The sequence below is a fragment of the Microvirga tunisiensis genome, assembly GCF_009296175.1.
Lineage (GTDB): Bacteria > Pseudomonadota > Alphaproteobacteria > Rhizobiales > Beijerinckiaceae > Microvirga > Microvirga tunisiensis.
In genome coordinates, this window is the sequence record NZ_VOSK01000047.1 from 15,037 (window position 1) to 35,078 (window position 20,042).

Here is a 20,042-nt window from a genome sequence, read left to right on the forward strand (position 1 = left end):
GTCGGTTTTAAGTCGCCCGGTTGCCTGCCCCGAACGATGCCCTAGCTTTGCTTAAGGTCCGTTTCTCACGGGAGCGCTTGATGCGCGACGCTACTTGGCCTGAACTGTCCTATCCCGCTTGGCGGGACACGGCAGCGACCCTGCAGCTCTGGACGCAGATCGTCGGCAAGATCAGACTCTCGCTCTCGCCCTGGCTCAATCATGGCTGGCAGGTCCCGCTCTATGTCAGCGCGCGAGGCTTGGGGACGTCACCCATTCCCATCGGGCACGAGATCCTGGAGATCGAGTTCGACTTCCTCTCCCACCTCCTGCGCGTGCGCACGAGCAGCGGGGAGGAACGGGAACTGCCACTGCAGCCGCAAAGCGTCGCGGATTTCTATTCACGCATCCTTACGGTCCTGAACGATATCGGCGTCGAGGTTGCCATCAACGAAATGCCGAACGAGGTGGCAGATCCCATTCGCTTTTCCGAGGATCGGGTTCATGCCTCTTACGACCGCCATGCGGCGCATCGCTTCTGGCGCGTGCTGGTGCAGGTGGACCGGGTGTTCAAGCTCTTCCGCAGCGGGTTTCTCGGAAAGTCCTCGCCGGTGCATTTCTTCTGGGGCAGCTTCGATCTCGCGGTGACGCGCTTTTCGGGGCGCAGCGCTCCACCTCATCCCGGCGGTGTGCCCGGCCTGCCGGATCCGGTGACCCGCGAGGCCTATTCGCACGAGGTCAGCAGTGCCGGCTTCTGGCCTGGCGGCGATGCCTTTCCGCAGCCGGCGTTCTACTCCTATGCCTATCCCGAGCCGCCGGGCTTTCGCGATGCGAAGGTCACGCCGGGCGCTTCCTTCGACGCCACGCTCGGCGAGTTCATCCTGCCTTACGACACGGTGCGCCAGGCCGACGATCCCGATGCGCTGCTGCTCGACTTCCTCGTCACGACCTACAATGCCGCGGCCGATGCGGGCGCCTGGGACCGCGCCGCGCTCGAATGCACGATCGGCGCGCCCGCGCAGGTGCGGACGGTCTGAAATCGCAGCTTTCGAAAGGTGATGACGTTGCCGATCCCGTCATCGACCCTCGGAAGATATATGCGCCTAGCCGAAATTGCCGTTGAAGCCGCTTTACGTGCGCGGATTGCCACGCCTGCGCCACATCCTCCGTCTAGCCCTAACCGACATCACGGTTCCGTCGTCGAGTCAAAGTGCGAGGATCCCATGCAGGTTGGCGATTTGTCCCGAACCCAAACGCCCCGCGAACCGCACGACAGCGCGGCCTTCCAGGCCGTCCGCGTTCTGCTCGTGATCGGTCTCATGAGCGCCGGGTGGCTGGCCCTGTGGCGGTTCCAGGGAAGCGGCCCCGCCACGGAAGGCATGGTGGCCGCCGCCCCGCCACAGACGATTGCCGTGGAACCAAGACCTGCAGCACCACTCGATCGGACCGATCGCGTTCAGGTTGCCGATGCGGATGCATCCGTGCCGATTGCGCTGCCCATGAAGCGACCGGCCATCGCTCCTCCGCCGGAGACGGACGAGCAGGATTTCGACCAATCCTCGGTCGAACCTGCCATCGACCGCGCTTCCATCGGGCTCGCTCACGATCATTCCCTTGCCGTCTTGCAACAGTTCGAGGCCGTCGTCCGACAATCGCCCAAGAGCAAACCTGCCAAGCCGCTGCCTGCTGCACCCACCGACATGAATACGACGGGCACCGTGACGGAGCAGGCGAGCCTTGCGGATTCTTACGTCCCTGCCGGGGATGCCGCTGCAACTGTCGTTGATCTCAACAAGGGCTCCGTCGAGCAGCTTAACAGGCTGAAAGGCGCCGGTTCGCTCGGCCGCGCCATCGTCAGGGGACGTCCGTATAAGTCCGTGGAAGACCTCGTGACGAAGAGAGTGGTGCGCCGCACCGCCTACGAGAGGATCAAGAATCAGGTCGCTGTGCAGTAGGCGCCGTGATCCGTCTTCAAAGTCTGGCTCATGAACCGTCACCCTCATCCTGAGGAGCCTGCGCAGCAGGCGTCTCGAAGGAGGATCCAAACGGCGCTGGAGCCGCCCTCGTCCTTCGGGACACCGCCGCCGGCGGTCCTCAGGATGAGAGCGATGGGGAACCATTGATTGCGAGCCTGCTTCTCTGCAAACATGCGACCCGCTTGCCATGCTGCGGCAATAGGTGCTAAGCAGTTCGCATCTGACAGGGGTGCTCCGTATTGCCGGGGCTGAGATAGCGGCGCGAAGCCGTTGGACCCTCAAGCTGATCTGGGTAATGCCAGCGGAGCGAGGTGACGATGTTTTCCGGCGCACAAATTTCCCTCTACCCGATGACGGACGATTTCGTCGAGGTCATCCTCGGCGCCATCAGGGCGCTCGAGCCGTACCGTCCCAATTTCAGAATCGAGACCGACGACATCTCGACGCTGATCGTCGGCCCGCCCGAGCAGCTCTTTCCCGCCATGCGCGATCTGTTTCTCGCCGCGTCGGGCCGCGGCGTTCACTGCGTGCTCGCCGCAACCGTCTCGCGCGGTTGTCCAGGCGAGCCCGACGATCCGATCTGCGCGCCGATTGCCGGTTCGAACCACGATCAACCGCTCGCAGCGCGCATTGCCGCCGCCGTGAGGCATGTGCAGGCGGCTCCCAGGACCGCGCAGGCCGTGGCCGCGCAATTCTCGCTCTATCCGCTCGGCAGCGGACACCACATGGACGAGATCTACGGCTGCATCGACTTTTTGAAGGCATCCGGCGTCTTCGACCGCTCGAAGAATTTCTGCACCAAGCTGCGCGGCGATGCGGGCCCGGTCTTTGCCACGTTGAGCGAAGCCTTCCTGCGCTTCGGCGCACCGCAGGGCCATGTGGCGCTCGATCTCAAAATCTCGGCGAACAGCCCGAGCAAAGCGTAATTTTCCGCAACAACTCGCCGCACAACAAGGAGGTCGTCATGTCCGTGTCCCGTGGCTGGACATTGAGGGAAACCTTCATCGTCACCGTGATCGGCGCGGTGTTCGCCGTGCTCTATCTCGGCTGGGTGCAGGCGTGGCTGATCGCGCAGGCGGCCTTCGGCCCCCTGACGATGGACGTGGTGATGGGCTTCTGGTTCGTCGCCTCGATGGTGGCCGCCGCCATCATCCGCAAGCCCGGCGCCGCCTTCGCGGCCGAAGTGCTGGCCGCCGCGGTGCAGGTGCTGCTGGGAAGCCCCGCCGGCTTGCTGCTCGTGGTCAGCGGCATCGTCCAGGGCGCGGGCGCGGAAGCGGTCTTCGCAGCAACGCGCTGGCGCAATTATTCGCTGCCGGTGCTGATGGCCGCAGGCGTGGGCGCGGCGATCTTCTCCTACATCTACACCTGGATCCGGTTCGATTACGGCGCGCTGCAGCCGACGCTGCTCGTCGCCATGTTCGTGCTGCGGACTTTGAGCGGTGCGCTGCTCGGCGGATGGCTTGCCCACATCATCGTGCAGGCACTCTACAAGACGGGCGCGCTCGCGGGCCTTGCGATCGATGTCGAAAAGCGCTCCGCTGCCGCCTGAACCCGCCGCGGAATGGGGTGGGGTCGAGATTCACTATCCCTTCGCCAGGCACCCGGCGGTCGGGCCCGTGGACCTGTCGATCAGGCCGGGCGAGCGGGTCCTGCTGCTCGGCCCATCGGGCTCCGGAAAATCCACGCTGCTGCTGACGCTGACGGGGCTCATTCCCGACAGCATTCCCGCCGAGGTGAGCGGACATGTCCGGCTTTTCGGTCAGGATGTCTCCTCGCAGAAGCCGTGGGACTGGGCGCGCCAAGTTGCGCAGTATTTCCAGGACGCGGACCAGACGCTCTGCGGCATGCGGGTTGAGGACGAGCTCGCCTTCGCACTCGAAAGCCGCGCCCTGCCGCCGGAGCGCATTTCGCAGGCCGTCACAGAGGTCATGCGAAAGGTCGGCGTGCCGGAGGAGTGGCGCCACCGCCGCTCCGCGCAGCTATCGGGCGGCGAACGGCAGCTCGTGGCGCTGGCCGCGACCCTCATTCAGGACGCCCCGCTCTTCGTCGCCGACGAGCCGACCGCGCATCTCGCGCCGGAAGCCGCACGGCGCTTGCATGATTTGCTGACGAACGGCAAGGGCGGGCAAACCATCCTCGTCGTCGATCACAGGCTCGACGGCCTGATCGAATCCATCGACCGCATGGTCGTGCTCGGCCGTGACGGCACCGTCATCGCACAAGGCGAACCGCGCGCGATCTTTCGCGACGAGCGCTCGCTTCTGCAATCGCAGGGCATCTGGTGCCCTGCCGCCAGCGCGCTCGATGCGGAACTGATGCGGGCGGGCATCGCCACGCCGGTCGCGCCGCTTTCCGTCGAAGAAGCACTCGCGCATCTCGATCCCGAGGGCGCTCCAAGAGACCATCTCGACAGAGCGCGTCCCGCCGTCGAGGCCTTCGTCGCCTCGGTCAGGCCAACGATCACCACGCGCGATGCACCTGTGCTCGTTCAATTGGCGAAGGCCGATTGCGCACCTTTCCTCGGCCCGACCGTGCTGCGCGGCATCGATCTCGCCATCCACCAGGGCGAGGTCGTCGGCGTGCTGGGCAGGAACGGCGCAGGCAAGTCGACGCTGGGCCTCTGCCTCGCCGGTCTCCTGCCGCTGAAGGCGGGCACGCGCCAAGGCCCATCGGGCGGCTATGCGTTTCAGCGTCCCGAGAACCAGTTCACCGCTGGCACCGTGTACGAGGAGCTGCTCACCGCGCTGCCCGAGCGCATGAACACGGATGAGAAGGCGGAGCGCGTGGCGGCGGCACTGGAGGCCTGGGGCTTGGCGGATCTCACGAGGAACCATCCGTTCGACCTGTCGCAGGGCCAAAAGCGCAAGCTTGCGCTGGCCTCGCTCACCCTGTCGGACCGTTGGCCGCTCCTCGTGCTCGACGAGCCCATGGCGGGTCTCGATGCCCATGGCGCAGCGCTCCTGACGCAGGAGATCCTGTCCCTGCGCGAGAAAGGCCATACCCTTGCGCTGATCACGCACGACATGGATCTCGCCTTAAGGCTCTGCCCGCGTTCCATCGTGGTCGGGGAGGGGGGAATCCTGGCCGATGGTCCCACGCAGGAGCTGATGAACGATGCCGCTCTTCTCGCCCGTGCCGGACTTGCGGAGCCTGCCTGCGCTGCGGCGATGCGATGGCTGAAGGCCACCGCCCGACGGCTGGCGGTCGTCCCGTGCTGACATCGCTCAACCCGCTATCGAAACTTGTCGTCTGCTGCATCTGGCTCGTCGCCGCGGTGCTGGTCTTCGACCCGCGGTTCCAGCTCGCGGGGATCCTAGCGCCGGCACTCGCGCTCATCGTCCTCCATCGCACCTCGCCGCTGGTGCTGCTCGTGCTGATGGTGCCGTTCGCCCTGTTCGGCTTCGGCTTTCTCACCACAAGCCTGCTGTTTCGCCAGGAGAGCGATTTCGCCATGCGCATGGCAGGTGAATCCGTTCTCGCCTCGCCCGAGTTCTCGGCGGGCGTCACCCTGTTCCTGCGCGCGCTCGCTTGCGGCATGATCTCCCTGTTCTTCGCGCTCACCACCGATCCCGAGCTCTTCGTGCGCGCTCTGATGCGGCACGCCGGATTGCCGCCGCGCATCGGCTATTCGCTGTTTGCGGCCATGCAGCTCGTGCCGGACCTGGCCGGGGAGGCGCAGCAGATGCGGCTTGCCCGCGCCATGAAATCCGGCCGCCGCCCGCGGCGCATCCCGGGCCCCTTCGAGCTGATGAGCCTCGTCATCCCGTTGCTCGCCTTCGCCATCCGCCGCGCCGGCCGCACGGCGATCGCCATGGAGGCGAGGGGCCTCGGCACTGCTGGCCCACGCACGATCATGAACGCGCCTTCATTCCACGGGCGCGATGGGGTGTTCGTTGTCGTTGCGTTGGGAGTGCTGGGAGGATGCGGCGTCGCGGTGGTTGGGGGCTTCTGAGAGCGCCGCCGATCACGGTCGCCGGCGCATCGTATCCCCTTCGGGATCACCGGCACCAGGCCGCTGATCCCGAAGGTTTGAAGCGCTGAGCCTCTTCTCATCGAGATGGCCGGGACAAGCCCGGCCATGACGTGGTGAGATTATGGCTCGTCCGTTAGAGCACGAAATCGGTGCTCATGAAGCTATGAGCCCCAAGCGCCTTGATCGTGAAATCGGCAGTGCCGTCGCCGTTGACGTCCCCGGCAAGGTACGTGTTGCCGCTCGATTGATACGCCTTCAGCTCCCCGGCGACCTTGTGGAAGCCCTGCGTGTCGATGAACTTGAACGCCTGGTTTCCGGATGCCCGCGTGCTGGCGTCGATGCCCGACAGGTTGATTGTGTCGGTGCCATGGACGAAGTCGCTGATGGTGTCGCCGTTGGCTTCCGATGCCGTATCGAACACGAAGGTATCGTTGCCGGAATGGCCCCAGAGCACGTCCCGCCCGCCGTTGCCGTTGAGAATATCGTTGCCGGAGGTGCCATACAGCGTGTCGTTGGAGCTGTTGCCGATGACGGATTGTCCGGTGGGCGTGGTCGGCGTCGTCGGAGTGGTCGGCGTCGTGGTGCCGACGTCGTTCGCCTCGGCCCGCTCCGTCGCATTCGGCGTGCCGAAGTTCTGCGTCACGAACACGACCTTGTAGCCGTTGATCGTGCCTTCCTTCAGGCCGATCCCGATCTCCTCGAACGAGCCGTTGACGATGTTGGCGTAGTGGCCCGGCGAGTTCATCAGGTTGGTGTGCAGCTGGCGGACGGTCGCCTCGGTCATTCCGCCGCTCACATAGGCGATGTTCTCGCCCCAGCCCTGCCATCCGTAGCCGGCCGACGTCATGCGGGCGCCCGCGCTGGAGCCGTTCACGCCGGTGTGGGAGAACGTGTCGGTCTGGTCCATCCATGCGCTGTGAGCGTCAGTGGAGTCCAGAAGTTCGCCGTCGAAGGTAAGCGGCTTGGCCCCGGCATTGGCACGAGCCTCGTTGATGAGCTGCAGAAAAAGCGTTTCTAAATTGGTTGGTGTCGTCATTCTTGAAAAGGCCCCTTGGAAAAACGTCTTAGGCTTACATTCCGACGCAATAAAACGGTCTTGTTCAATGTCGGAACGAAAGACCGCGCATGGCCCGCCAATGTGTTGACAATGTGATTGGCGCCCCCTGGAGCAGGCCTGTCCCGTGGGTCAAGAAGAAGAATTTCCCCTCAGCCCATTCACGAGACGGCTTTGCCCCGCTACAACTCCGTTGCATCTCCTCGCAATCCGGATCACCAGCCATGGCCGCCAGCGTTACAGACCGTTTCCTCCGCTACGTCGTCATCGACACCCAGTCGGACGCCCAGTCTCCGACCCAGCCTTCGACCGAGAAGCAGAAGAATCTCGGCCGCCTGCTGGTCGAGGAACTGCTCGAGATCGGAATCTCCGACGCGCATCTCGACGAGCACGGTTACATCTATGCGACCATTCCGTCGAATACGCCCAAGAACAACGTGCCCGTGATCTGCTTCTGCGCCCACATGGATACGGCACCGGACTTTTCCGGCACGAACGTCAAGCCGCAGGTGGTCCGGAACTACCAGGGTGGCGACATCCGCCTGCCGGGCGATCCTGCGCAGGTCATCCGCGTCGCGGATCAACCCGTGCTGAAGGACCTGATCGGCCACGACATCGTCACCTCGGACGGCACCACGCTTCTCGGCGCCGACGACAAGGCCGGCATCGCCGAGATCATGGCGGCGGCAGAGTTCCTGATCAACAACCCGGATATCAGGCACGGTACGATCCGCATCCTCTTCACCGTCGACGAGGAGATCGGCCGCGGGGTCGACAAGGTGGATCTGAAAAACTCGGCGCCGACTTCGGCTACACCATGGACGGCGAGACGGCCGGCACCATCGAGGACGAGACCTTCTCGGCCGATGCGGTGGAGATCGCCATCAAGGGCGTGGCGATTCATCCGGGCTTCGCCTACGGCAAGATGGAGAACGCCATCAGGATCGCCGGCGACATCATCGCGCGCCTGCCCAAGGACATGGCCCCCGAGACCACGAAGGGCCGCGACGGCTTCATCCACCCGACGGGCGTCTCCGGCGTGATGGAGAAGGCGAACTTGAGCTTCATCATCCGCGATTTCACGGAGGAGGGGCTCAAGACCAAGGAGGCGCTGCTGGAGAGCATCACCCAGGAGGTGATGAAGAACTATCCGGGCTCCGGCTACACCTTCACGGTCAAGGAGCAGTACCGCAACATGAAGGTCGTGCTCGACAAAAATCCGGAGATCGTCGAATCCGCCGTGGAGGCGATCCGCCGGGCCGGCATGGATCCGGTGCGCGGCAGCATCCGCGGCGGCACGGACGGTTCGCGGCTCTCCTTCATGGGGCTGCCCTGTCCCAACATCTTCGCCGGCGGCCATGCCTTCCATTCCCCGCTGGAATTCGTCAGCAGCCAGGACATGGACAAGGCCGTGAAGACGATCGTCGAACTCGCCAGGCTCTGGGAGGAGCGCGCGTAACGCGCCTCCTCTTCAGAACAGGCCGATAATCGATGCGGCGCGGGATTGTTAAGACATCGCTAACCATAAAATCGAGAAACGGGACTTGCCGCATGCGATGATGGGAATCCTGCGTTAGGTTAAGGGCGTTCCCAGGACAACACGTTCATTTCGCACGATATCGCGCGGGCACGATCCATTATGTTGCGCTTCCTCATTCTCCTCACCCTCGTTACCGTCTTCGTTCATCTGTATGGACCGGTGCTCTTCAGCCGAGCGCCACTCCTGAGCAAGCTGAAGCGCGTCCCGATCCAAATCGGTGTCTTCGCCATTCTGGCGCTCGCGACCGTCAACGGCTTCCGTGGCGATCCGCAGGCCCCCGAGCCGCAGGTGTCCACGACGAAGCAGGCGCCGGACGTCGAGACGACGGCGGCCATCGCGCAGCCCGTCGCGCCCGAGCCCCTGCTGCCGAAGGACGCCGCGGCAGCCTGTGTCGAGCAGGCTCTGAGCGAAGCGCGCGCCACGGAAGACATGGTCGGCCAAACCTGGTTGTCGTCGGTCGAAGGCTTTCTCGAGACGGCCCCTGGAGAAGTGACGGTTCAGTTTGCCGTCGGGCCGAGAGCAGGCCCGCCGAAGGGGCCTCAATGCCGGTCCGAGGCACGCCTGACCTGTGCCGTCGCCGGTCGCGATGTCAGGCCCATCACGCCCGTTCACATGACGGGAGCGCAGATCTCCTGCTGAGCGGCGCACCGAAATGGTCCTCACCCAACGAGGCCCAACTCCTCAAGCGGCGCATCGTTGGGTACGGAAAACCGGAGCCACTTTTCGCTGACGCGGACCTCCGGCTCCGCACGATGCGCTAATCCACTCGTACATCCAGCCCGAGGGCCCGGGCGATCGTCATGGTCTGATCGATCGTGATGATCGCACCTTTCAGGGCGACATTCTCCGGTTCGATGGCGCTCAGGTCGCTGCCGCGCAGATCGCAGCGGGAGAGATCGGCGCTGTTGAGCCAGGCCCCGGACAGGTCGACATCGCGCAAGCAAGCTCCCTGACAGCGTGCCCCGGTCAGATCGGCCTCCCGCAATCTCGTGCCCCGGAAGGAGGCCGACCGGAGATCGGCGCCGGACAGCCCCACATGTGACCAGTTTCCGCCGACGACCTTCATGATCTCGAAGCTGCAGCCGTCGAACATGCTGCCGACGAACTTGCATTCCGTGAAGCTGGAATCATAGAACTTGCAGGAGACGAAGGTGCAGTTGACGAAGGCGGCGCTCTCGTGGACCGACGCATTGAAGCGTGCGCGCCGGAACGTGCATTCGGTAAAGACCGCACCGGTATTCTTCACCTCGGTCATGTCGAGGTCGACGAACAGAATGCGGGTGTGGCTCTGGCGGGCGATGTCCTGCCCGGACCAGTCCGCGCCGGAGATCGTGGTCTCGGTCTCAGGTGCGGAGGCTCCATATTTGCGCTCAGCCATCGGCCCCTGATCCTTGTGCCGTTTGATATGCGGGCTTCATCTTAGAGCAACGGCGGCCGGGCATCATCCGGTCTCGTAGGTCCGATGCTCTAGTGCAGCGCGGACATGATCCGCCGGATGGTCGCCTGGAGGAGCTCGATTGCGGGCTCCTTCTGATCGGCGAGCATCGCCAGGGAGGCATCGCCCCGGCTCACCATCGCCGTCTCGAGCACGGCGTAATAGGCGAGATCCCGGGTCCGGCCGCTGGCCTGATCCCGGAGAGAGCTGATCGCTTCGATGATCCCGAGCGACTGCCCGCTGCCGACGAGGTCGCAGGCCTTCTTCAGAATGCCGAGGACGGTGGTTTCCATGAGACATGCCCCTGTTCAGCCGGGTTCGACCCGGCCTGATCCCGTGATGGTGTCGGTCGGCCCAGGTGAGCCCGAGCTCTGGGGCAAGAATATCATAACGGTTCTGGATGGGACGATGCGTTTTTGTCGCGCCGGGCGGGGAGGGGCAGCCACCCGCATGCGCCTGACCGCGCCTGACGGTGGCACGCAAACAAGAGCGCTCCGGCCCATGAGGAGCCGGAGCGCTCTCGCCAATGCCGTTTTAAGGATCAGCGCGCCTTCACGGCGTGGTCGGTGAAGTCGCTGAAGAGGCCGTCAACGCCGAGGGCATAGTAGGCCTTGTATTCCGCCGCCGGCTCACCCTTGAAATCGGAGGTCAGGCGCTTCGGTTCGCTGCGGAAGGTCCAGGTGAATACCTGGAGGCCGGCGGCATGGGCGTCCTTCACCACGCTCGACGGCTCCACGAGCACGCGGTCGCGCTCGTCGATCGCGCCGTCGCTGTTGAGATCGTCCGGCTTGCCGTCGCTGTTCTTGTCGACCTGCCGACTCGCCAGGATGTACGGCTTCCATGGGGCGATGATGTCGGCATAGGTCTTGACCTCGGCCAGACCCTCCTTCGTCAGCAGGTCCTTGTTGGTGCGCTTGTCGCCGATCACCACGAAGTCGTAGGGCTGCGCGTATGGCGCCTCCGTCACCATGTTGCCGTCCTTGTCGACATCGGCCCCGTCGACGAGCTGCGCCAGGCGCACGTCGATCCTGGTGTTCAGGTACTTGAGATTCGCGGTCTCGAAGCTCTGGATCACCACGGGCGAGTCCTTCGCCGTCCAGCCGGCCTTCGTGAGCACGGCGACGAGGCGATCCTCGACCGGCAGGCCCGAAGCCGCGTGGAAGGTGGGATGCTTGGTCTCGGGCGCGATGCCGACGGTGCGCCCGCGCGCCGCCGATTCCTTCTTCACCAGGTCGATCACTTCGTCCAGGGTCGGGATCTGGAACTGGCCGTTCTTGGACTGGTCGCGGTCCGCCATGGCCTGCTTGGCGCGCAGCTGCTTGATCTCGGCCAGGGTGAAGTCGCCGGCGAACCAATCGGTCGTGTCGACGCCGTCGACCTTGCGGGTGGTCTTGCGCGACGCGAATTCCGGACGGTTGGCGACGTCGGTCGTGCCGCTCAGCATCGGCTCGTGACGGGCGACCAGCACACCGTCCTTGGTCACCACGAGGTCGGGCTCGACGAAGTCGGCACCCAGCTCGATGGCGAGCTTGTAGCCTTCGAGGGTGTGTTCCGGGAGATACCCGCTGGCGCCGCGATGGGCGACCACGGTGGTTCGTTCGCCGGTCAGCGTCTTCTCCTGGGCCTGGGCTGTCCCGAGCAGCGCGGGCAGCGAGACGGCAAGTGCACTCAAAATCGCAATGGGCTTCATGGGATCCTGTTCCTCCTGGACCGGTCACCTGCCATTGATCCAGTGACATTCCGATGACGGAGACGCCACGATCCCGGCGATCGGCTTGCGGAGAAACGTCTCACAATCGGGCTGAGGACGGAACAGGTAGATTCAATGAAGTCCGACCGCCGTGTCGGTTGGACCTGAAGCCACCACCGAGGCTCTCGGTGGCGGCTTCGTCTCATGACTGGCGTGAACGTCAGAGGACGAACGTCACGTCATTGATATTGGTGATGCCCTGGAGCACCACAATGTCGTTGTCGCCGCCGGCAAGGGTCAGCTGGAGATTGCCTCCAACAACCGTGTTACTGGCCACGTCTGCGTCGATCAGATCACCCTCTGTTTCGCTGTAGCCGATAATGAGGTCCGTCTCCGTCACGCCGTTCGCGGTCGCGCCACCAAAGACGAATGTGTCGCCGCCGAGACCACCGGTCAGAGTGTCGTTCCCGGCGCCGCCATCCACAATGTCATTATCAGCATCGCCAGATATGGAATCGTTACCCGCACCTCCGATCAGAGTGTCATTCCCGGCACCGCCGCTGATCTCCAGCGCGACGGCGATGTTTGTCTGGCCTGATCCGTCGATGGAGTCGGCTCCGTCCAATCCGTCGACATCGACCCGTTCCACATTGGTGGTGTCGACGATGATGCTGCCGACATTGCGGGTGAAGCGGAAACCGCCACCGAGGTCGGTAATCGCCATGACCTCGGCGACGTTCGCGCCTTTGAAGATTAGAGTGTCCGTGCCCGCCCCGCCGTCGAAGAGGTCGTTGCCGTCGCCCGGGTTCCAGGTGAAGCTGTCGTTGCCGAGACCGCCGGATGCGGTGTCATTGCCTCGATTGCCGATCATCGTATCGTTGCCGTCGCCGCCGTCGAGACTGTCGCCGCCGGCACCACCTAGCAGGCTGTCGTCGCCGGTGCCGCCGCTGATGTCCAGCACGACGCCGACATTGGTCTGGCCCGAGCCGTCGATGGAGTCGTTGCCGCCGCGGCCGTCCACCTCGACGCGCTCCACATTGGTGGTGTTGACGGTGATGTTGCCGACGTCACGGGTGAACAGGAACCCGCCATTGGCCTGGGTGGCGATCGTCATCCGCTCGGCGTCGTTCGAGCCGTTGAAGATCAGCGTGTCCGTGCCGCCGCCGCCGTCGAAAATGTCGTTCCCGTCGCCGGGATTCCAGGTGAAGCTGTCGTTGCCTTCGCCGCCGAACGCGGTGTCATTGCCTGTGCCGCCCCGCAGCACATCGTTGCCGTCGCCGCCATCGAGGCTGTCGTTGCCGCTGCCACCGAGCAGGGTATCGTTGTCGCTGCCACCGGACAGCCGGTCATTGCCGAACAGGCGGTCATTGCCGTTGCCGCCGTCCAGGGAGTCCTGACCGCTGCCGCCGAACAGACGGTCGTGACCGTCATTACCGAACAGACGGTCGTTGCCGTTGCCGCCGTCGAGCCAGTCATTGCCGCTGCCGCCATCCAAAGTGTCGTTGCCGCTCAGGCCGGACAGGCGGTCGTTGCCGCCTCTTCCGAAAATTCGGTCCGTGCCATCGGTGCCAATCAGATTTTCGCTACGTCCGCGGCCAAATATGAGTGCCGTTCGATCCTCCCGTTACAGGGAACTTTGCTGATGGGACTTAAAGGCTCCTACTACGCCTTCTGCGGTACGCCTTTTGCAGTATGCGATCTTGTCTAAACCGGCAGTCATTCCTCTCGATAAGTATATATTGAACGAAGAGAGTTTTCGGAGGTGCTCGTCTGTTAAAGAATTCCTGTCTTGTTTTGAGAGTTGTGCGGTTCTTCGTAACTCTTCAGATCTCAGGCGAGCGTGACTATCTCGATGTTACATGTGAGTACGCATCGATGCTGATCGAAGACATAGCGCGAGAATAAGTCCATTTAGCGTCGAACCGCGGCGCTCTTCATGAACCACCGTCTGCAGGACGCGCCACCGAGTGGTGCTGCTTGCTATGCGGGCCACCGAGGCGTATCCTCCCCGACCAATCAACGTCCCTGCGTTCGACCTGGCCTCCCGACAGGCCGCTTTTGATCGACAGCCTTGCCGACGTCGCTCCTGAACCAAGTGGTTGCGTAACCCGAAGGGGGAGGACCTGACAGCAAGAGCTGCAGCTTCCCTTGAAATGCGCGGACCTGACCGCAAAGCCGAAGCCTTCATCGACGTGTGAGAGTGGTCCAGGAACGACTGCTCTGCGGTGGCTTGTGCATGCACAAGCCACGCGGGTCGCGGCTGTCCGCTCGTCAATCTCGAGGAACGTCGCGTGTGGCGCCTCGAACGAATGGAGACAATCAATGTCGGAGCCATCATTACTGCCGAACCAGCCCGACCTTCAGGCTGCATCGGCGGCTGCAGCTGCCTTGAGTATGATTCCCGCGGACACGGCCAAAGCGGCCGAAGGCGATGCCATCCGTCCCTTCCGCGTCGACATCCCGGAAGCGGACCTCGTCGACCTTCGCCGGCGCATCGCCGCAACCCGCTGGCCTGAACGGGAAACGGTCGCGGATGATACGCAGGGCGTGCAGCTCGCGACGATCCAGAAGCTCGCGCAGTATTGGGCAACGGAACACGACTGGCGCAAGGTCGAGGCGAAACTGAACGCCTATCCGCAATTCATGACCGAGATCGACGGCCTCGACATTCATTTCATCCACGTGCGCTCGAAGCATGAGAATGCGTTGCCGCTCATCGTCACGCATGGCTGGCCCGGTTCGATCATCGAGCAGTTGAAGATCATCGATCCGCTGACCAATCCCACGGCTCATGGAGGACGTCCGGAAGATGCTTTCCATGTGGTGATCCCGTCGATGCCCGGCTACGGATTTTCGGGGAAGCCAACCACGACGGGCTGGGATCCCGTCCGCATCGCCCGTGCCTGGATCGTGCTGATGAAGCGCCTCGGCTACACGGGATATGTCGCGCAGGGCGGCGACTGGGGAGCGCTCATCGTCGACCTGATGGGAGTGGAGGCGCCATCGGAACTGCTCGGCATCCACACCAACATGGCTGGCACCGTTCCGGCCGATGTGGGGAAGGCCTTGCAGGTCGGCGGTCCGCCGCCGGCAGGCCTCGAAGGCGAGGAGAAGAGCGCGTGGGATCAGCTCGACTTCTTCTTCAAGCGCGATGTCGCCTACGCCCAGGAGATGGGAACCCGCCCGCAGACGCTGTACGGGATTGCGGATTCGCCGATCGGCCTTGCGGCCTGGATCCTCGACCACGACATCCGCAGCTACGAGCTCATCGCCCGTGTCTTCGACGGTCAAGCCGAGGGCCTGACGCGAGACGACATCCTCGACAACATCACGCTCTACTGGCTGACGAACACAGCAGTCTCGTCGGCTCGTCTCTATTGGGAGAACAAGCTCGCCTTCTTCGCCCCCAAGGACGTCACGATCCCGGTGGCCGTGAGCGTCTTTCCCAATGACATCTCTGCGGCACCGCGGAGCTGGACGGAACGGGCCTATCCCAAGCTGATTCACTACAACCGGCTTCCCACGGGCGGCCACTTCGCGGCCTGGGAACAGCCGGAATTCTTCACGCAAGAGGTCCGAGCGGGGCTCAGGTCCCTGCGCATGTAGTCGAGACTCGCGGGCCGCTTCACCGAAGAGAAGATCATCTCAGGCGGCAGCGAGGATCTCGTCGGCAGGCCCGAAGAACTCGTAGTGGATGCGGTTCGACCGAACGCCGGCCAGCGCCAAGCCGCCCACGAAGGCGCGCAGGAACGGCCGCGGGCCGCAGAGGTAATAGCCCGCCTCGTCCAGCGGCGTGTTGGCGCGCAACCATTCGACCGTGATCAGGCCCTCGTGATCGTAGTCGGTCCCGGGCCGATCCTCAGGGCGCGGCTCGACATAGAAGGTCGTGGCTTTGATGTTCGGGTACGCTTGCGCCAGGGTCCTGACCCGCTCCTTCATGGCATGGGTCGCGCCGTTCAGGGTGCCATGCACGTAATGGACGGCCTTGTCGGGGTACCGGGCGGCAATCGTCTCCAGCATGCTCATCATCGGGGTCAGTCCGACGCCGCCACTCAGGAGCACGACCGGGCGCGGCGATTCCTCGTTGAGGAAGAACTCGCCGGCGGGCGGGGCCACCTTCAGCACCTCCCCGATGGCGGCCTGGTGCAGCCAGGTGGACGCGATGCCCTGCGGCTCCCGCTTGACGGAGACGCGGTAGGTCTCGTCGTTCGGCGCGCTCGAGATGCTGTAGTTGCGCTTGAGCGGATGCTGGCCCGGCACCTCGAGCCAGAAGGTGAGGTATTGCCCCGGCTGATGGCGCAGGATCGGCTTGCCGTCCTCGGGCCGGAGCACGAAGGAGGTGATGATCTCGCTCTCGTGCTGCTTGCTCTCGATCCGGAAATTGCGCCAGCCGTTCCAGCCGCCGGGCGCGGTGGCGAGATGGGTGTAGATGGCTTTCTCGCGTCCGATCAGCACATGGGCCAGGAACCAGTACGCCTCGCCCCAGGCGGCCAGGATCTCGTCGGTCGCGGCGTCGCCGAGCACGTCCTTGATCGCGCCGAGCAGCGCCTCGGCCACATGCGGATAGTGCTCGGGCAGGATGTTGAGTCCGACGTGCTTCTGCGCGATGCGTTCGACCGCCGGCGCCAGAGCCCCGAGGTTGTCGATGTTCTGGGCATAGGCGAGGATTGCGGTCGCGAGCGCCTTGGGCTGCGACCCGGTCTCGCCGTGATGCGACTGGTTGAAGAGATCGCGGATCTCCTCGTTCTGGAACATGCGCTCGTACATGCGCTTCGTGATCGCCAACCCATGCTCCTGGATGGCGGGAACGGTGGCCTTCACGAGATGTATGGTCGTGTCGCTGAGCGAGGTGGACATGGGATCATCCTTGACACTTCGTCGTGGGCGGACGGGATGATCGCAGACATACGAGGCATCGGTATGGCGCAATTCGTATGCTCGTCCCGTCCCTGAGGATGACTGACGGATACGCCGGGACGAGGTGGCCGGGAACTCAGATCATGTCCCTAAGGAGTTTTCCTGAGCACCACCGGTCGCAGCGCTCCGGCAGGCTCTCAAAGCTCCGCATCAGGCTTTGCAATCGGCAAGCGACGCGCACCCATGGCCGTTCCCGGTCAGCACCAATCCTTGTCCGAGGTCATCTTCATCTCATCGGCCGCTTTCTTGATGTCGGCGAGATCGACCGGATCGCTGAACGGATCCTCGTCGAGTTCGGTCACCCGGTTCAGGCGCTTCTGCCAGCGCCGCAATTCCTCGATATAGGGCTGGAACGGCACCCGCTTCAGGCGGCCGTTCTCTTCCACCAGATCGCAGAGGCCGTTGTGCAGCCATTCGCCATTGTGCCAGTCGGGCATGTCGATGGCGGGGAACAGGCACACGCCGTGAAGATCGATGCCCTTGCGCACGGCGGCGAGCGATTCCTGGACGATGTCGCAGAGCCAGTCCGGCCGCCCTTCGCGCAGGCCGCTCGTTTCGCCCACGATCATCGGGCGGCGATAGCGCTCCCAAGCGTAGGTGAGCAGGTCGCCGAGCGGCCGGATGCGCTCGTTATGGGGCTCGAGCGATGCATGCGGTCCGTTCTCGCGATACTCCATCTGGCCGAACGAGTAGCAGTTGACCCCGACGATATCGAGCACCTCCGGCGATCCGCCGAGCTCAGGGTGGCGGTGTCCCGCGATCACATCCCAGGCGTAAAACGTGTCCACGAAGGTCTCGCGCTCCGCATCATCCCGAAGGTCCGGCCGATCCTTAGGCGCGACCACGAGGATGAGCGGATCGATGTGCACCATGCGCGCCTGCGGATCGACCTCGCGAATGGCTTTGACCGCCGCGATATCGGCCCGGCAGAGGGCAAGCCGCAGCTTCTGCCGCTGCTCGTCCGTCTTGCCGAAGGGCGCGGTCCAACCCCATTCGCCGCCCATGAAGGCGAAGAAGGTGATCTCGTTGATCGGCGTGAAGAAATGCGGGCCGCGGATCCGCGGCGTCACGTATTCCGCCGCCGCCTTGGCATAGGCCGCAAAGCGATCGGCGAATTCGGGGGCGAACGGATCGGCATCGTCAGGATAGCCGTAATGGCACAGGTCCCAGATCGGCAGGATCTGGTAGCGGTTCATGGCATCGATGAAGGGATCGAGGCCCGAGAAATCGTAAGCGCCGCCCTTGTCCACGAAAGGCCAGGGAATCCCCTGACGGGCGACCGCGATGCCGAGCGAGCGCAGGAAGGCGTAATCCTCGTCCACGTGCTCGCGGTGCTGCGTCTCGGCCACGAGATCGCGCCGGCCCTGATCCTTCCAGATGAAGGTGGAGCACTCGAAGCCCGACAGGAAGAAGGTTGGGAAGATGCCGGCCTGAACAGAGGTTCGTGCTAGACTTTCCGATGGTGATGGGATGTTCAAGAAGATGTCCTCATGGGCCGCTGTACAGACCTATGTAGGCCCCTCCGCTCGATCGGGAACATGCGGAACCTGCTTGAGGGCGTTCCCCGCCTCCTCAAGGCGGATGGTCTCCCCGGGGCCGGGCCGTGAAGTTCGCCGACTTTCGGAATGTCTGGTTCCGTGAGATTGCTGCCCTCGGGCTCAGGTCTCAGGTGCCCGGGAGCGGATAAAGGCTGGCAGCGATTCTGCCGCCAGCCGCGATGGAGCATCAACCGCGCCGCGCCGCCTCGATCGCCGCGACGTCGATCTTCTTCATGTCCATCATCGCGCCGAACGCGCGTTTGGCTTGATCGCCGCCTGCCGCCATCGCTTCCATCAGTGCGCGCGGCGTGATCTGCCAGGACACGCCCCAGCGGTCCTTGCACCAGCCGCACGCGCTCTCCTGGCCGCCGTTGCCCACGATGGCATCCCAGTAGCGGTCGGTCTCGTCCTGATCGTCGGTGGCGATCTGGAACGAGAAGGCTTCGTTGTGCTTGAACGTGGAACCGCCGTTGAGGCCGATACAGGCCACGCCCGCAACGGTGAATTCGACCATCAGCACGTCGCCTTCCTCGCCGGACGGAAAGTCGCCGGGAGCACGGTACACGGCACCCACCGCGCTGTCGGGAAAGGTCTCGGCATAAAAGCGTGCGGCAGCCTCGGCGTCCTTGTCGTACCAGAGGCAGATCGTATTCTTCGCCATTGCGCGTTCCCTTCGCTTCGAAGCCAATAATCCGGCCTTTTTCCCCGCCGCTCCTCCGAGACAGGCAGCGAACCGCATTTCTCCATCCGGATCAAGTCCGGGAGGTGGTGACGGGTGAGGATGTAGCCAGTGACGGTGTCATTCCCGAAAGAACGCGAAGCAACACGGCTTTGCTCATTTCTGTGGGATCAGGCCACCAGCGACGGAATCGATCCGCTGCCGCAGGTGCTTGACCAAAACCTCTGCGCCGGTGCTGAGGCAATGGTCGTGTCCCACCGACATCTCGATCACTTCAAGTTGGGAACTGAGCCGCCGCCAGGCCCGGCCGTCATGACCGGCTGAAAAGAAGATCACGGGCACGTCGAAGGGCGCTGGCCGGTACTGCGCCATCGCGGTTGTATACGGATGCCATCGTAGAAGGTGCAATCGTTGTTTATCGGCCTTGAGCCGCGCTTGCATCTTGGCGAGCAACTCGCCCGACGGCATTCTGAGAACCCGCTCCACTCGGCCGATCTGGTCATAGATCCGGCCCAAGTAGTGTGGCGACACAAGGGGCTTCAACAGTTTGAGCAACGTCCGCATCGCCGGGCGAGCACTGACGGTCGGCGGGTCGACCATCGCAACCATCTCAACCCTGTGGCCAGCTGCGACCAACAGGCGGGCTGCTTCGAATGCCACCAGCGCGCCGTTGCAATATCCTCCCAGAAGGAACGGCCCGCTCGCGTGCTTCTCGAGAATGAGCCGCAGACGCTCGGCTGCCATGGCCTCGATGGACGCTGGAGACGGCTCGCCATACAATCCATGGGGATCGATGGTGATGATCGGCTGGTCGGGTCCGAGAAGCTGAACCATGCGCCGTGCGCCCAGGCCGCCGCTCGCGAAGTCGCCGTGAAAGAAGAACAGCGGGGGCCGGCTGCCATCAGCGTGGAACGAGTGCAAGGGGGTTGCCGGCACATTGATCTGCTCGGCAAGCCGCGGGAGAAGCTGACGGATTGTTTCCGCCCCGACCATGATCGCTTCCGGCACGGGATGGCCAATCAGGCGCTCGACTTCGATGAGCATTTCCGTCGCCAGAAGAGAATCGCCGCCGCTCTCGAAAAAATCGTCGTTGTCCGACAGCGTGTCGGATTTGAGCAGCCTCCGCCACAGCATCAGCAGACCGTATGTTCGTTGCCGGTGGAGGTGGCTCGTCCCAAGCTATGCGATGAGCGAGGGTTGCGCTGGATGGGCCGGCGCCGAGCCTCCCGCACAGGGGACGAGCCATGCAGCAGAAGAGCAA

Annotated in this window: 17 protein-coding genes, 1 pseudogene and 1 riboswitch; of the genes and pseudogenes, 9 read left to right on the forward strand and 9 right to left on the reverse strand. The window is 63.9% G+C overall.

Going from position 1 to position 20,042, the window contains the following annotated elements; genetic code table 11:
• Positions 1-80 precede the first annotated feature (80 nt).
• From FS320_RS14310 to FS320_RS14335, 6 genes are all read left to right on the forward strand, one after another.
• A complete protein-coding gene (locus tag FS320_RS14310) occupies positions 81-1,016 on the forward strand; it encodes a DUF5996 family protein (RefSeq protein ID WP_152712543.1) in 936 nt (311 codons plus the stop codon).
• Positions 1,017-1,202: 186 nt separating this feature from the next.
• Positions 1,203-1,934: a ComEA family DNA-binding protein gene (locus tag FS320_RS14315; protein ID WP_244627138.1), complete on the forward strand. Its 732-nt coding sequence runs from the start codon at positions 1,203-1,205 to the stop codon at positions 1,932-1,934.
• Positions 1,935-2,170: 236 nt separating this feature from the next.
• Positions 2,171-2,282: riboswitch (TPP riboswitch) on the forward strand.
• Complete coding sequence (locus FS320_RS14320) at positions 2,273-2,881, forward strand: YkoF family thiamine/hydroxymethylpyrimidine-binding protein (protein WP_152712544.1); 609 nt, start codon at positions 2,273-2,275, stop codon at positions 2,879-2,881. Its footprint overlaps the riboswitch before it by 10 nt.
• A 38-nt stretch (positions 2,882-2,919) precedes the next feature.
• Positions 2,920-3,504 (forward strand): ECF transporter S component, encoded by a 585-nt coding sequence (locus FS320_RS14325; protein ID WP_152712545.1) that lies wholly within the window; start codon positions 2,920-2,922, stop codon positions 3,502-3,504.
• Entirely contained in the window at positions 3,476-5,173 is a 1,698-nt protein-coding gene (locus FS320_RS14330) for an ABC transporter ATP-binding protein (protein ID WP_152712546.1), read from the forward strand. The genes FS320_RS14325 and FS320_RS14330 overlap by 29 nt, the downstream gene beginning before the upstream one ends.
• Entirely contained in the window at positions 5,128-5,907 is a 780-nt protein-coding gene (locus FS320_RS14335) for an energy-coupling factor transporter transmembrane component T family protein (RefSeq protein WP_152712547.1), read from the forward strand. Before FS320_RS14330 ends, FS320_RS14335 begins: the two co-directional genes overlap by 46 nt.
• A 154-nt stretch (positions 5,908-6,061) precedes the next feature.
• Here the strand turns inward: FS320_RS14335 and FS320_RS14340 are convergent, their stop codons facing one another.
• Positions 6,062-6,964: a CAP domain-containing protein gene (locus FS320_RS14340; RefSeq protein ID WP_152712548.1), complete on the reverse strand. Its 903-nt coding sequence runs from the start codon at positions 6,962-6,964 to the stop codon at positions 6,062-6,064.
• Positions 6,965-7,206: 242 nt separating this feature from the next.
• Between FS320_RS14340 and pepT the strand changes: the two are divergent.
• Positions 7,207-8,441, forward strand: a pseudogene (gene pepT / locus FS320_RS14345) (peptidase T).
• 180 nt (positions 8,442-8,621) lie between these two features.
• The gene (locus FS320_RS14350; RefSeq protein ID WP_152712549.1) at positions 8,622-9,161 is read left to right on the forward strand and encodes a hypothetical protein; all 540 of its coding nucleotides are present in this window, start codon (positions 8,622-8,624) and stop codon (positions 9,159-9,161) included.
• Positions 9,162-9,279: 118 nt separating this feature from the next.
• Here the strand turns inward: FS320_RS14350 and FS320_RS14355 are convergent, their stop codons facing one another.
• The 4 genes from FS320_RS14355 to FS320_RS50225 all read right to left on the reverse strand — a co-directional run bounded on the left by FS320_RS14355 (position 9,280) and on the right by FS320_RS50225 (position 13,250).
• Positions 9,280-9,900 carry a pentapeptide repeat-containing protein gene (locus FS320_RS14355; RefSeq protein ID WP_152712550.1) on the reverse strand — a complete coding sequence of 207 codons (621 nt, stop codon included), beginning with the start codon at positions 9,898-9,900 and terminating at the stop codon, positions 9,280-9,282.
• An 89-nt stretch (positions 9,901-9,989) separates the two neighbouring features.
• Positions 9,990-10,250, reverse strand: a complete 261-nt coding sequence (locus FS320_RS14360) for a hypothetical protein (protein WP_152712551.1) — start codon at positions 10,248-10,250, stop codon at positions 9,990-9,992.
• Between the two features lie 248 nt (positions 10,251-10,498).
• The gene (locus FS320_RS14365; protein ID WP_152712552.1) at positions 10,499-11,647 is read right to left on the reverse strand and encodes a glycerophosphodiester phosphodiesterase; all 1,149 of its coding nucleotides are present in this window, start codon (positions 11,645-11,647) and stop codon (positions 10,499-10,501) included.
• Positions 11,648-11,867: 220 nt separating this feature from the next.
• Positions 11,868-13,250: a calcium-binding protein gene (locus tag FS320_RS50225; protein WP_338105343.1), complete on the reverse strand. Its 1,383-nt coding sequence runs from the start codon at positions 13,248-13,250 to the stop codon at positions 11,868-11,870.
• A gap of 719 nt (positions 13,251-13,969) precedes the next feature.
• On the opposite strand from FS320_RS50225, the gene FS320_RS14375 reads away from it, so the two are divergent.
• The gene (locus FS320_RS14375) at positions 13,970-15,253 is read left to right on the forward strand and encodes an epoxide hydrolase family protein (RefSeq protein WP_152712554.1); all 1,284 of its coding nucleotides are present in this window, start codon (positions 13,970-13,972) and stop codon (positions 15,251-15,253) included.
• Positions 15,254-15,292: 39 nt separating this feature from the next.
• Here FS320_RS14375 and hmpA read toward each other — a convergent pair whose 3' ends face one another.
• The 4 genes from hmpA to FS320_RS14395 all read right to left on the reverse strand — a co-directional run bounded on the left by hmpA (position 15,293) and on the right by FS320_RS14395 (position 19,915).
• Complete coding sequence (hmpA, locus tag FS320_RS14380) at positions 15,293-16,504, reverse strand: NO-inducible flavohemoprotein (protein ID WP_152712555.1); 1,212 nt, start codon at positions 16,502-16,504, stop codon at positions 15,293-15,295.
• A gap of 257 nt (positions 16,505-16,761) precedes the next feature.
• Positions 16,762-18,042: a glycoside hydrolase family 1 protein gene (locus FS320_RS14385; RefSeq protein ID WP_152712556.1), complete on the reverse strand. Its 1,281-nt coding sequence runs from the start codon at positions 18,040-18,042 to the stop codon at positions 16,762-16,764.
• Between the two features lie 247 nt (positions 18,043-18,289).
• Entirely contained in the window at positions 18,290-18,763 is a 474-nt protein-coding gene (locus FS320_RS14390) for a VOC family protein (protein WP_152712557.1), read from the reverse strand.
• A 174-nt stretch (positions 18,764-18,937) separates the two neighbouring features.
• Positions 18,938-19,915: a thioesterase domain-containing protein gene (locus FS320_RS14395; RefSeq protein WP_244627139.1), complete on the reverse strand. Its 978-nt coding sequence runs from the start codon at positions 19,913-19,915 to the stop codon at positions 18,938-18,940.
• Between the last annotated feature and the right edge of the window lie 127 nt (positions 19,916-20,042).

Bases quoted from the DNA above. Each gene is read 5' to 3' on its own strand.
- FS320_RS14315 (WP_244627138.1), top strand. From the start codon at position 1,203: ATGCAGGTTGGCGATTTGTCCCGAACCCAAACGCCCCGCGAACCGCAC.
- FS320_RS14330 (WP_152712546.1), top strand. From the start codon at position 3,476: ATGTCGAAAAGCGCTCCGCTGCCGCCTGAACCCGCCGCGGAATGGGGT.
- FS320_RS14355 (WP_152712550.1), bottom strand. From the start codon at position 9,900: ATGGCTGAGCGCAAATATGGAGCCTCCGCACCTGAGACCGAGACCACG.
- FS320_RS14360 (WP_152712551.1), bottom strand. From the start codon at position 10,250: ATGGAAACCACCGTCCTCGGCATTCTGAAGAAGGCCTGCGACCTCGTC.
- FS320_RS14365 (WP_152712552.1), bottom strand. From the start codon at position 11,647: ATGAAGCCCATTGCGATTTTGAGTGCACTTGCCGTCTCGCTGCCCGCG.
- FS320_RS14350 (WP_152712549.1), top strand. From the start codon at position 8,622: ATGTTGCGCTTCCTCATTCTCCTCACCCTCGTTACCGTCTTCGTTCAT.
- FS320_RS14390 (WP_152712557.1), bottom strand. From the start codon at position 18,763: ATGGCGAAGAATACGATCTGCCTCTGGTACGACAAGGACGCCGAGGCT.
- hmpA (WP_152712555.1), bottom strand. From the start codon at position 16,504: ATGTCCACCTCGCTCAGCGACACGACCATACATCTCGTGAAGGCCACC.
- FS320_RS14320 (WP_152712544.1), top strand. From the start codon at position 2,273: ATGTTTTCCGGCGCACAAATTTCCCTCTACCCGATGACGGACGATTTC.
- FS320_RS14325 (WP_152712545.1), top strand. From the start codon at position 2,920: ATGTCCGTGTCCCGTGGCTGGACATTGAGGGAAACCTTCATCGTCACC.
- FS320_RS14310 (WP_152712543.1), top strand. From the start codon at position 81: ATGCGCGACGCTACTTGGCCTGAACTGTCCTATCCCGCTTGGCGGGAC.
- FS320_RS14335 (WP_152712547.1), top strand. From the start codon at position 5,128: ATGGCTGAAGGCCACCGCCCGACGGCTGGCGGTCGTCCCGTGCTGACA.
- FS320_RS14395 (WP_244627139.1), bottom strand. From the start codon at position 19,915: ATGCTGTGGCGGAGGCTGCTCAAATCCGACACGCTGTCGGACAACGAC.
- FS320_RS14375 (WP_152712554.1), top strand. From the start codon at position 13,970: ATGTCGGAGCCATCATTACTGCCGAACCAGCCCGACCTTCAGGCTGCA.
- FS320_RS14340 (WP_152712548.1), bottom strand. From the start codon at position 6,964: ATGACGACACCAACCAATTTAGAAACGCTTTTTCTGCAGCTCATCAAC.